Genomic DNA, 11,883 nt, shown 5'->3' on the forward strand with positions numbered 1-11,883 from the left:
GCGGGGCGATGAAGGCGGGGCCACGCGAATCTCCACTCCGGCCGCCCGTCAGTGGGCCTCACCCTTATGTCACCGACATGACAGCGGCCCAAGCTGCCCGAATCGTCCGTACACAAGCAGAATGGCGCCGGCCGGATCGAGCGATTCGCCGCCTGCGCCGCCGTTAAAGAAAGGCCGAAGGTCCAATGTCCGGCAAAACCAAACTCCTCCTCGGCGTCGCCGTCGTCACCCTCGCCTGGCCTGGCCTCGCGGCCGCCGACGAGGCCACCGAGGCGCGCATCCGCGCCCTGGAGGCGCAGCTCGCCCAGATGCAGGCCCAGCTCACAGAGTTGAAGGCGGCGGCCGCGGCGAAGCCAGCTCCGGCTATGGCGGCTGCAGCCTCGCCCGCCGCTCCGGCCCGCTCAGGCCCGCCCCCGGCCGTCGCCTCGATCGCCAACGGCCGGCCGACCTTCACCAGCGCCGACGGCCGCTTCACCGCCTCCCTGCGAGCCATCGTGCAGTTCGACGCGACCCGTTACGACCAGGCCTCGGCCGGCCCCCTCGGCTCCGACTTCCGCCGCGGCTCCTTCGGCGACGCCACGGAGAACGACCGGGCGCGGGACCTGTCCGACGGCACCAATTTCCGCCGGGCGCGGCTGGGGATCGAGGGCAAGGCCTTCGGCGATTTCGAGTACAACTTCATCTACGACTTCGGGGGTACGGGCGCCGAGGAGGCCGGCAAGATTAGCGCCGCCTGGGTGCAATACAACGGCCTCGGCCCGGCCCGGCTGCGGATCGGCGCCTATCCGGCCCCCGTCGACATGGACGGCGACACCTCGGTCGCAGGCTCGCTGTTCGCCGAGCGTGCGGCGCCGGCCGAGATGGTCCGCGGCATCGCCAGCGGCGACGGCCGCGCCGCGGCCACCCTGTTCGGTGGCGGCGACCGGTGGACGGCGGCCCTTTCGCTGACCGGCAACCTGGTGACGGTCCAGACCTTCGACGAGCAGAGCGCGCTGGTCGGGCGGCTGACCTTCGTTCCGTTCAAGGGCGAGCATTCGCTGGTCCATCTCGGCGTCAACGGCACGCGCGTGCTCAATCCCGCCGCCACCGGGCCGGAAGTGGCCGGCCAGGCGCCGACGCCCATCCGCCTGCGCGAGCGGCCGGAGATGCGGGTGGACGGGACGCGCCTGGTGGACACCGGCAACCTGGACGCCGACGGCCTGACTTCACTGGGCGCCGAATTCGGAGCCCAGTGGAAGAACCTCTATGTCCAGAGCGAGTACTTCGACATCGAGGTGGACCGGAAGGGCGCCTTCGCCGATCCGAACTTCTCCGGCTGGTACGCCCAGGCGGGCTGGACCCTCACCGGCGAGCCGCGCCGCTATGCGGCCGGCAACGGGACCTTCGACGCGCCGCGACCGGCCAAGCCGTTCGATCTGGCCGCCGGCGACTGGGGCGCGTGGGAGCTGGGCCTGCGCTATTCGAAACTCGACCTGAACCATGCGGCGGGGGCGCCCGGGACGGCGCCCGGCGCCTCGAGCGTCCGCGGCGGGGAACAGGAGATCTGGAGCCTCGGGCTCAACTGGTACGTCAATGCGGTGCTGCGCTTCCAGCTGGCCTATCAGGACGTGTCGATCGACCGGCTCTCGCCGGGCGGCGCGGCGTTCGGGACAGCCACGCCGCCGGCCGGCGCCCAGGTGGGCCAGGAGCTGAAGATCTACACCTTCCGCACCCAGTACGCGTTCTGACCCTCTTCGGCGGCGGCAACCGGGGCCGTGCGCGGCCGTTGAGCGCTCATGCCGCTCTCCGCCGCCGACCTGATCGGGACCGCCGCCGCCCTGTGCTCCATGGCCAGCTTCACGCCGCAGATCGTGAAGATCTGGCGCACCCGCGACGCCGCCTCGGTGTCGCTGCGCATGTACATGGTCACCGTGACCGGCTTCAGCCTCTGGATCGCCTATGGCGTCATGATCGAGAGCTGGCCGGTGATCGGCGCCAACTCGGTCTGCCTGGCGCTGTCGGCGACCATCCTGGCGCTGAAATGGCGATTTAGCCGCTGAGGGCGGCGGTTGGCGCCGGCAAGCGGCGCCTCTAGATTGCGCGCGATCCTGGGTCGCCGGTTCGCCGCGCCTGGCCCGCCATTCCCATCCCAGCGGCGAGGGGCGCTTTCGGCGAGGCCGAGGCTCCGGCCCGCACGACAGGACGCCGCATGAGCAACGACAGGTTCGCCCCCGCCGAAGCCGCCCTGCAGGCCGGCCGGTTCGACGAGGCCGTCGCCTTCATGGACGCCGAGATCGGTCGCGACCCGAACGCGCCGGCGGCGGTCTATCGGAACTTTGGCGCGATCCTGGTTCGCCGGCAGCGCTACGAGCAGGCCGAGTCCTGGACGGCGAAGGCCGTCGAGCGGCACCCCAAGGACGTGGACCTGTGGAACCTGCGCGGCGTCGCCCTGCGTCGACTCCAGCGCTACGACGAAGCTCTCGTCGCCCTCGACCGCGCCGGCAAGCTCGACCCGAAGAACAAGGGCGTGCTCAACAACAAGGGCAACGTCTACAACGACACCCGCAATCCCGCCGCCATCGACGCCTTCACCAAGCTGGTGCGGCTGGCGCCCGGCGACGCAGAGGCCCAGCGCAGCCTGGGCCGCGCCTACTGGTACGCGCGCGACCTGGAGAAGGCGCGGATGCGGTTCAGCCTGGCGACCAAGCTGAAACCCACCCTCGTCGACGCCTGGCTCGACCTTTCCGCCGTCATCTCCGAGGCGGGAGACGCCCACGGCAGCCTGGCGGCGATCGACCAGGGCCTCGCAGCCAATCCCGACGACGTCCGGCTGATCGAGGCCCGCGCCGTCGCCATACGCCGCACGGGCGCGACGCGCGAGGCCGAGCAGTATCTGCTGGAGCTCCTGGAACGGCGGCCCAACGAGGCGGCGATCCACTTCCAGCTCGCCTACGGCATAGCCGACTACGACCGGCCGCGCGCCAACGCCCATTTCGAACAGGCCGTGGAGCTGGACCCGGACAATGTCCGCTACCGGGTCTCGCTGGCCGAGAGCTACGGACGCTCCCGCCACGGCGACGAGGCCGCCAATCTGGAGCGCGGCTACGGCATCCTGCGCGAAGTGCTCGACCGGTTGCCGATGACCGCCGCCAACCTGAAGGTCGCCTACGAGCTGATGGTGCGGCTGGCCGCCTACGACGACATGGAGAAGTTGGGCAGCTTCAGGGACGTCGGCCGCACCTGGGCCGAGTCCGGCCGGCACACCGCGCTTCTCGCCCACCTGGCGCGGGTGAAGACCGACGAGGACCGGCTGGAGCTGATCGAGCAGCACCGGATCTGGGGCCGGCTGGTGGAGGCCGCCGTCGCGCGCAACCCGATCGCCCATCGCGGCCCTCGCACGCCCAACGGCAAGATCCGCGTCGGCTTCATGTCGTCCGACCTGCGGGGGCACCCGGTGGCCTATTTCGCCCTGCCGCTCTTCCAGCACTACGACCGGGATCGCTTCGAGGTCTATTGCTACTCCTACTACCAGGGCGAGGAGGACGGCACGCAGAAGGCCATCACCGGCTGGGTCGACGCCTTCCGCTGGAAGAAGGACATTTCCGACCGCGATGCGGCCCAAATGATCGCCGACGACCAGCTCGACATGCTGATCGAACTGGGCGGCTCCACCCATATGAACAAGCTCTCGGTCATGGGCTACAAGCCCGCCCCGCTGTCGGCGAGCTGGGTCGGCTATCCCCATTCGGCCGGCCTGGAGGAGATCGACTACCTCGTCCTCGATCCCTACATGGTCCCGGATGATCCGCGGCTGGTGATCGAAAAGCCGCTCGTCCTGCCGCACGGCTGGTACGCCCTGGGCGAAGGCGCCTTCCGCGAGGAGCCGAAAGTCGAGCCGGTCGCGCCGGTGGAACGCAACGGCTACGTCACCTTCGGCACCGCCAACAATCCCTACAAGTACGGGCGGGAGGTGGTCGCCGCATGGGCCCGGTGCGTGGCCCGGACGCCGGGTTCGAAGTTCCTCTTCGTGCGGCCGGAGGGCGGGGCGGCCACCTTCCGCGACAACATACGCGCCGTCTTCGCCTCCGAGGGCGTGGCGCCCGAGCGGGTGGTGTTCGAGGCCGTCCGCGGCCGACACCTGCCCTTCTACAATCAGATGGACATCTCGCTCGACACCTTCCCCCAGACCGGCGGCACCACGACCTGCGAGTCGCTCTGGATGGGGGTGCCGGTGGTGACCAAGGTCGGGCCGGCGGTGTTCGAGCGGCTGAGCTATTCGGTGCTCAACAACGCCGGCCTTGGCGAGTTCTGCGCCCGCACGACCGACGAATATGTTGACATCGCCGTCGCCCTGGCCGGCCAGCCGGAGCGGATCGGCGAGCTGCGCCGCGGGATGCGGGACCGCCTGAAGGCGAGCCCCCTGGGCCAGACCAAGCAATTCGCCGCCGACTACTACGCCATGATCGAAAAGGCCGTGGTCGAGGCTGGGCTGCAGACTTAAGCCGGGGCGGCGAGCCGGCCGGTCTCCGCCAGCCGCCGGTAGTAGGCGGCGTAGTCGTCCCAGAAGGCCGCGGCGTCCCAATCGGGCGGAATGGCCGGGTCGCTGTTCACGCGCCGCTCCGGTTCGGCGAGCTCCGGCTGGGGTAGGCTCTCGACCTCGCAGGGCAAGCCCAGGCGCGGCCGCATCTCCGCGGCCAGGCGCTCGGCGAAGGCGGCTTGGGTCCCGATGAAGCCGGCGGGGCGGCCGAAAGCGGTTCCCGCCCCATCGAGCAACCGCGCCGTCAGTCCTGCATAGGCGGCGGCCAGAAGCGGCGCGGGTATGTTGTCGCGCACATAGCGGGGCGTTCGCACCTGGCCGGGGCGCCCGTCGAACCAGGCCTGGAACAGCGACCAGGCGAAGCGCCCTTCCTCCAGAACCCCGAAGGGAGCCGCCACCACGAACTTGCCGAAGCCCAGCCCCGACCAAGGGGCGAAGTGCCGCGCCGCCTCGTTGGTCAAGGTCTTGGAAAGCCCATAGGGGCTGACCGCCAGGTCTCCGGCCCCGCCGCCGCCCTCCCCCGCCTCGAAGGTGGTGCCGGTGACGACGGCGGCCCGTGCGCCGGCCCGGGCGCAGGCGCGGAAGACCGCCTCGAGCCCCTCGGTGTTGCGCGCGACGCCCGCCATCACGTCGTAGTCGGCCGAGCGATAGTTGGGGATGTCGGCGGCGTGATGAGCCAGGAGATCGACGCCCCTCGCCGCCAGGTCCAGAAACCTCGCCGAGCCGAACGGCGCGTCGAACACCGCGTCCGCCGAACGCTTCAGCCGCACCACGCGCTCGGCGCGCAGGCCGGAATAGTCCGCTTCCTGCCGCTTCAGGGGCGCGGTCACCTCATGCCCCGCGGCGGCCAGGGCCTCGGCGATCCAGAGGCCGGAGAAGGAACTGGCGCCGGTCAGCAGGATGCGGGCCACCTCAGACGCTCCCGTGGTTGGGATAGGCGGCGTCGCGTTCCGAGATCACCTGCGGCTGGGCCGGCCATTCGATTGCGAAGGCCGGGTCGTTCCACCGCGCGCCGCGGCCGTGGCCGGGCGTGAAGATGCGGTCGATCTGATAGAGCACGTCGGTGTCCGGCTCGAGGGTGAGGAAGCCGTGGGCCATGCCGCGCCCGATCAGCAGAGCCTTGCCGTTCTCCGCCGACAGCTCGGCGCCGGTCCACTTCAGATAGGTCGGGCTGTCCGCCCGAAGGTCCACCGCCACGTCGAAGATCCGGCCGCGGGTCACTCGCACCAGCTTGGCCTCCTCGTGCGGCGGCGCCTCGTAGTGAAGGCCGCGCAGGGTGAAGGCGGCGGTGTTCCGCGACAGGCTGGTCTGGGCGGGGACGAAGGGGTGGCCGGCGTGAGCGAATTCCTCAGGGCAGTGCAGCCGGGCGAAGAAGCCGCGCGCGTCGGAGACCGGCTCGATCTCGACCAGGGTCACCCCCTCGATAGCGGTCGGCGAGAAGCGCATCAGTCGAGGACTTGGGTGTCTGGCGCGGCGATCACGAACCGGCCGCCCCAGTCGCGCACATGGGCGAGCTGGCCCATGATCTCGTCCTTCAGGTTCCAGGGCAGGATCACGATGTAGTCCGGCTGGATCTCCGCCACCTTCTCGGGGCCGTAGATCGGGATATGGCTGCCGGGCAGGAAGCGGTTCTGCTTGTGCGGATTGGCGTCGAAGGCCGCGACGATGTCGGTCTTGGTCACCGCGCAGTAGTTCAGGAAGGTGTTGCCCTTGGCCGCCGCGCCATAGGCCGCCACCGTCTTCCTCTCCGCATCGGCGCGATCCAGGAAGGCCAGGAACTGCGCCCGCACCGCCTCCACCTTGGCGGTGAACCCTTCATAGGTGGAGAGCCTGGCCAGCCCCGCCTCGTCCTCGCGCGCGCGGAGCGCCCGGAGTGCGTCCGTCTCGGCATGACTCGAAGCCTCATGAGCGCAGAACAGGCGAAGCGAACCGCCATGCGTCGGCAAGAGCTCCACGTCGAACGGGCGCAGGCCGTTGGCGCGCAGCACCCGCTCCACCGCCAGCAGCGACAGGTAGGAGTAGTGCTCGTGATAGATGGTGTCGAACTGCACCTTCTCGATCAGGTTCAGAAGGTGCGGGAACTCGAAGGTCAGCACGCCCTCGGGCTTCAGCACATGACGGAAGCCGGCCACGAAGTCGCCGATGTCCGGCACATGGGCCAGGACGTTGTTGCCGGCCATCAGGTCGGCGGCCACGCCGCGGGCGGCCAGGGCCCGGCCCGTGGCGTCGTTGAAGAAGGCGACCTCGGTCGGGACGCCCTTCTCCACCGCCGCGGCGGCGGTGTTGGCGGTGGGCTCTATCCCCAGGACAGGCACGCCCATCGCCTTGAAGTGCTGCAGCAGATAGCCGTCGTTCGAGGCGACCTCGATCACCAGCGACTGCGGCCCCAGTCCGAAGCGCGCCGCCATCGCCTCGGCGTAGCGCTTGGCGTGGGCCACCCAGCTTTCGGAATAGGAGGAGAAATAGGCGTAGCCGGAATCGAAGATCTCGTCGGCCGAGACCGGATCGTCCGCCTGGACCAGGAAGCAGGATCCGCAGACCCGGGTGTGCAGCGGATAGAACTTCTCCGTCCCTGCCTGCAGCTCTTCCTTCGTCAGATAGCTGTTGGCGAGCGGCTGTTCTCCCAGGTCCAGGAAGGTCTGGGTCAGGGGCGCGCGGCAGAAGCGGCAGGCAGGGACGGTCATTTCAGCTCTTCGTAGCGGGCGATCTGCTCGTGGACGAGGGCGAGCGCGTCCTCGCCTTGGTCCTGGCGGCGATACCAATCCATGGTCCAGGCCACCGCCTTGGGCGCGTCCAGCCGGCTCTCGAAGCCGAGCACGCGGCGGGCTAGGCTGGCGTCGATGCCCAGGGACTTGGCCTCGATGGAGTTCGGGTCCGGCTCGTGGCGCCAGGGCTTGGCGCCCAAGGCCTCGATAGCGGCGGTGGCGAGTTCGCCGACGCTCACCTCGCGCCCGCCCGGCCGGGGGCCGAAGTTGAGCGCCCGCGGGGCCTCGGCCCGGGTGGCGAGCGCCTCCAGATAAACGAGATAGCCCGCCACGCAGTCCAAGACGTGCTGCCAGGGCCGGGTGGCTTCCGGGTGGCGCAGCACCGTCACGTCCTGGCGCCAGGCGGCGCGGACGACGTCGGCCACCAGCCGGTCGCGCGAGAAGTCGCCGCCGCCGATCACATTGCCGCCTCTAGCCGTGGCCACCGGCACGCCGGCCTTGTCGAAGAAGCTGCGGGCGAAGCTCTGGACGACGATCTCCGTCGCGGCCTTGGAGGCGGAGTAGGGATCCTTGCCGCCCAGGGCGTCGTCCTCGACGAAGGCGCGGCCCGTTTCGGCGTTGGCGTAGACCTTGTCCGAGGTGATGGCGAGCACGGCCTGCAGGGCGGGCTGGCTGCGCAGGGCCTGCAGCAGGTGGGCCGTGCCCATGATGTTGGCCGCGAAGGTGCCGACCGGATCCTCCACCGAGGCGCGCACGATCGGCTGGGCGGCCATGTGCAGCACGAGGTCGAAGGTCCGCGCCCCGACCAGCGCCTCCACCCCTGCCTGGTCGCGCAGATCGACGATGTGGGAATCGACGAGATCGCCGACGCTCGCCTGGTCGAACAGGGCCGGGTCGTGATCCGGCGCCAGGGAAAGCCCGGTGACCTCAGCGCCCATGCGCGCCAGCCAGATGGCGGCCCACGAGCCCTTGAACCCCGTGTGCCCCGTCAACAGGACGCGCTTGCCGGACCAGAAGCCGGGCGAGGGCCTGGTCATTTCCAGACGCACCAGGGGGCCTTGCCCGAGGCCCAGAGCCCTTCCAGGTGGTTCTTGTCGCGCAGGGTATCCATGGCCGCCCAGAAGCCTTCATGAGCGTAGGCCATCAGTTCGCCCTGTTGGGCGAGGCCTTCCAGAGGCCCCTGCTCCCAGACCGTGGCGTCGCCCTCGATCCGCGCGACCGTTTCCGGCTGCAGGACGAAGAAGCCGCCATTGATCAGGCCGTGGTCGCCCGGCGGCTTCTCGACGAACCGCTGCACCTGGCCGTCCTTCAGCTCGAGGGCGCCGAAACGGCCGGGCGGCGCGACGGCGGTGACGGTGGCCTGCCGGCCATGCGCCTTGTGAAACGCCAGCAGCTTGCCGAGGTCCACATCGGCGACGCCGTCGCCATAGGTCAGGAAGAACGGTTCGCCAGGCGCAAGGTACTTTGCGACCCGCTTCACCCGCCCGCCGGTCATGGTCTCCTCGCCGGTGTCGACCAGGGTCACGCGCCAGGGCTCGTGATTGGTGGCGTGGTACTCGAGCGATCCCTTCTCCAGGTCCACGGTCAGGTCGGCGTTGTGGAGCACGTAGTTGGCGAAGTACTCCTTGACCACATAGCCCTTGTAGCCGAGGCACACGACGAAGTCGTTGAAGCCATGGTGCGAGAACAGCTTCATGATGTGCCACAGGATCGGCCGCCCGCCGATCTCGATCATCGGCTTGGGCTTCAGGTGGCTCTCTTCGGAGATGCGCGTGCCGAGGCCGCCGGCCAGGATGACGACCTTCATCCTCAGGCGATCCGCTTGATGAAGGCGTCCGGCCAGTAGGTGACGCGCTCGGTCACCACCCCCTCGTTGAACGGGAAAGCCGGCTCCTCGATCACGAAGCGCGCATCTTCGGCGACGAAGGCGTAGGCGGCGGCCTTGGGGTTGTTCCAGTCCCAATCGTCGCCCGTGCGCGGGCCGCCCTTCACCTGGGCCATGATGCCGTCGGTGGCGACGATGTAGGAGCCGACCTCCACCATCTCGCCGTAGGCGCGGAGCTCGTCCAGCACGTGGCCCTTGGTGTGGTTGGAATCGAGAACCACCAGCACCTTCTCGCCCGGCTTGATCAGGCTCTTCACCTGGGCGACCACTTCCGGCGCCGTCGAGGAGCCCTCGATCAGCTCGATGCGCTTCTTCATCGGGTGGGCTTCGATGGCGGCGCGGTTGTGCGGCCGGATCTCGATGTCGATCCCGACGACCCGGCCGTGGCCCATGGCCTCGAAGAGCGAGGCGTAGAAGATCAGGGACCCGCCGTGCGCGACGCCCGTCTCCACCAGCACGTCGGGCTTCAGGGCGTAGATCACCTCCTGCAGGCGGATCATGTCCTCAGGCAGCTGGATGATCGGGCGGCCCATCCAGGCGAAGGAGTAGACGTACTTGGCGTCCCAGCCCGCGCGCAGCCAGGCCTTGGAGACGGCGGCGAATCCTTCGTTGCTCGCCAGGCTGTGGCGGGTCTCAGTCTCGCCGTCCTTGACGACGACCTCGCCGCGCTCTTCGTCGATGATGGTGATCAAGTGCTCTGGCCCCGATATGAGATGTGGCCGGCAGGGGGCGTCCGCCCCGCCCCCGCCGGCGAACCGGCCCCTCTATTATCGCGTGTCGTCGGCGCGATGAAGCCGTATCCAGGCGAACGGCGGCGGCGCGCCGTCGCAAGCAGGAAGGAAGCGTCATGAGCGCCGGCCCCCGGATCGATTTCATGATCGTCGGCGTCCAGAAGGCGGGCACCACGGCGCTTTACGACTTCCTGGCCGAAGACCCGGCCATCGGTCTATCGGATGTGAAGGAGGTCCACTTCTTCGACGACGAATCTGTCGATTGGCGCGAGCCCGACTACGGCCCCTATCACGCTCGGTTCGACTGGACAGCGCCGCGCGTGCGGGGAGAAGCGACGCCGATCTACATCTATTGGCGGGAAGCGCTGGAGCGCATCGCCGCCTACAATCCCGCCGCCAAGCTGATCCTGCTGCTGCGCGATCCGGTCGCGCGAGCCTGGTCGCACTGGAAGATGGAGTATGCGCGCGGCGTGGAGACGAGGCCTTTCGCCTGGTGCATCCGACAAGGCCGCCGACGGCTTTTCGACGCCGAGCCCTGGGGCTTTCACCGCGAATATTCCTATGTGGAGCGCGGCTATTACGGCGAGCAGGTGGAGCGGCTCTTCGCCCTCTTTCCCCGCGACCAGGTGCTCATCCTGAAGGCCGAGGACCTGCGGGCCGACCCGAACCCGGCGCTCGGCGCCGTGAACGCCTTCCTCGGGCTCCCGTCGCCAGCTCCTCGGGAGCCGCGAGAGGTGCACGTGGGTCGGGAGATGGACTATGGCGGCGGTCTCTCGGCCGAGGACGAGGCCTTCCTGCGGGATCTCTATGCAGCGGACATGGCGCGGCTGAAATCCCTGACGGGAATCGCGTTCGGCTGACGCCACAGTTTCTCCAAGACGACCGGCGAGGATGAGCCGATGAGACCGATTCCCCTCCTGGCGCTGGCGCTCGTCGCCGGCTGCGGCCCCGCGGCCGAATCGAAGGCTCCCGAACCGCCGGCCGCACGGCCGCCGGCCGGCGCGCCGAGCCTCACCTTCCCCGTCGCGTGCGAGATCGGCAAGACCTGCGAACTGCAGAACCACGTCGACCGGGATCCGGGTCCGGGCGCGAAGGACTATCGCTGCGGCGTCCAGACCTACGAGGCGCACGGCGGCGTCGACATCCGCGTGCCGGACATGGCCGCCCAACGGGCCGGAGTCGACGTGTTGGCGGCCGCCGACGGACGGGTGGCGCGACTGCGCGACGGCGTCCCGGACGTCTCGATCCGGACGGCGGCCGCCGCCTCGGCTTCCGGCCAGGAGTGCGGCAACGGGATCGTCATCGACCATGGCGGCGGGTGGGAAACCCAGTACTGCCATCTCGCCCAGGGAAGCCTGAGGGTGAAGGCAGGCGACACCATCGCAGCGGGCCAGCCCATCGCGCGGATCGGTCTTTCCGGCAATACCGAGTATCCGCACCTGCACCTGACCGTGCGTCGAGACGGCGTGACGGTTGACCCCTTCGCACCCACGGCCCCGGAAGGAAGTTGCGAACCGCAGGCGCCGGTCGCCGGCCTATGGGAGCCCGCCGCGGCCAAGGCGCTCGCCTATCGCCGCGGCGCGGTGCTGAACCTGGGTTTCTCCGGCGCGCCGGTCACCATGGAGCAGATCGAGGCCGGCGAGATCGCCGCGCCGGGCGCGGCTGCTCCCGTCCTCGTGGCCTATGGCCGGGGCGTCAAACTGGAAGCGGGCGACGAACAGGAGATGGTTCTGGAGGGTCCTGGCGGCGTGGAGCTGGCGCGGCAGCGCCTGAAGCCGCTCGAGCGGCCGATGGCGCAGTATTTCATGTACGTCGGCAAGCGCACGCCCAGCGGCGGCTGGCCTCCGGGAACCTATCGGGCGACCTATCGAATCCTGCGCGAGGGGGCGACGGCCGCCAGCCAGACGGAGGAACTTCGCCTCTAGGGTGAGGCGCGGATGCACGCGACCGCGAAGCCGTCTTTTTCCCGCCGCTTCGGGCGCGGAGTCCCTTTCACGGGCGACGCGACTAGGCTACAGTTCAGCGTCAGCCTAGCTCTCCATGGCT

Annotated in this window: 11 protein-coding genes; 5 read left to right on the forward strand and 6 right to left on the reverse strand. The window is 69.5% G+C overall.

Going from position 1 to position 11,883, the window contains the following annotated elements; all coding sequences use genetic code 11:
* Window positions 1-185: 185 nt before the first annotated feature.
* From ACK41C_RS01665 to ACK41C_RS01675, 3 genes are all read left to right on the forward strand, one after another.
* A complete protein-coding gene (locus tag ACK41C_RS01665; RefSeq protein ID WP_409649657.1) occupies window positions 186-1,727 on the forward strand; it encodes an OprO/OprP family phosphate-selective porin in 1,542 nt (513 codons plus the stop codon).
* Between the two features lie 48 nt (window positions 1,728-1,775).
* On the forward strand, window positions 1,776-2,039 hold the full coding sequence (locus tag ACK41C_RS01670) for a SemiSWEET family sugar transporter (protein WP_409649660.1): 264 nt from the start codon (window positions 1,776-1,778) through the stop codon (window positions 2,037-2,039).
* A 149-nt stretch (window positions 2,040-2,188) separates the two neighbouring features.
* Window positions 2,189-4,480, forward strand: coding sequence for a tetratricopeptide repeat protein (locus tag ACK41C_RS01675; protein ID WP_409649663.1), 2,292 nt, complete (start codon window positions 2,189-2,191; stop codon window positions 4,478-4,480).
* Here the strand turns inward: ACK41C_RS01675 and ACK41C_RS01680 are convergent.
* The 6 genes from ACK41C_RS01680 to ACK41C_RS01705 are packed head-to-tail and all read right to left on the reverse strand — an operon-like array spanning window position 4,477 to window position 9,798.
* Entirely contained in the window at window positions 4,477-5,427 is a 951-nt protein-coding gene (locus ACK41C_RS01680) for an NAD-dependent epimerase/dehydratase family protein (RefSeq protein WP_409649666.1), read from the reverse strand. The genes ACK41C_RS01675 and ACK41C_RS01680 overlap by 4 nt on opposite strands.
* A gap of 1 nt (window position 5,428) precedes the next feature.
* Window positions 5,429-5,962, reverse strand: coding sequence for a dTDP-4-dehydrorhamnose 3,5-epimerase (gene rfbC, locus ACK41C_RS01685; protein WP_409649669.1), 534 nt, complete (start codon window positions 5,960-5,962; stop codon window positions 5,429-5,431).
* A complete protein-coding gene (locus ACK41C_RS01690) occupies window positions 5,962-7,200 on the reverse strand; it encodes a methyltransferase domain-containing protein (RefSeq protein WP_409649672.1) in 1,239 nt (412 codons plus the stop codon). Before ACK41C_RS01690 ends, rfbC begins: the two co-directional genes overlap by 1 nt.
* Window positions 7,197-8,258, reverse strand: coding sequence for a CDP-glucose 4,6-dehydratase (rfbG, locus tag ACK41C_RS01695; RefSeq protein WP_409649675.1), 1,062 nt, complete (start codon window positions 8,256-8,258; stop codon window positions 7,197-7,199). Before rfbG ends, ACK41C_RS01690 begins: the two co-directional genes overlap by 4 nt.
* Window positions 8,255-9,028, reverse strand: coding sequence for a glucose-1-phosphate cytidylyltransferase (gene rfbF / locus ACK41C_RS01700; RefSeq protein ID WP_409649678.1), 774 nt, complete (start codon window positions 9,026-9,028; stop codon window positions 8,255-8,257). Before rfbF ends, rfbG begins: the two co-directional genes overlap by 4 nt.
* Before the next feature lie 2 nt (window positions 9,029-9,030).
* Window positions 9,031-9,798 (reverse strand): cephalosporin hydroxylase family protein, encoded by a 768-nt coding sequence (locus ACK41C_RS01705; protein WP_409649681.1) that lies wholly within the window; start codon window positions 9,796-9,798, stop codon window positions 9,031-9,033.
* 155 nt (window positions 9,799-9,953) lie between these two features.
* Here ACK41C_RS01705 and ACK41C_RS01710 point away from each other — a divergent pair, with 155 nt between their 5' ends.
* Both ACK41C_RS01710 and ACK41C_RS01715 read left to right on the forward strand, forming a co-directional pair.
* A complete protein-coding gene (locus ACK41C_RS01710; protein WP_409649684.1) occupies window positions 9,954-10,697 on the forward strand; it encodes a sulfotransferase domain-containing protein in 744 nt (247 codons plus the stop codon).
* Between the two features lie 39 nt (window positions 10,698-10,736).
* The gene (locus ACK41C_RS01715; RefSeq protein ID WP_409649687.1) at window positions 10,737-11,762 is read left to right on the forward strand and encodes a M23 family metallopeptidase; all 1,026 of its coding nucleotides are present in this window, start codon (window positions 10,737-10,739) and stop codon (window positions 11,760-11,762) included.
* Window positions 11,763-11,883: the final 121 nt, after the last annotated feature.

The organism is Phenylobacterium sp., from assembly GCF_046290725.1.
In the GTDB taxonomy this organism is placed as follows: domain Bacteria; phylum Pseudomonadota; class Alphaproteobacteria; order Caulobacterales; family Caulobacteraceae; genus Phenylobacterium.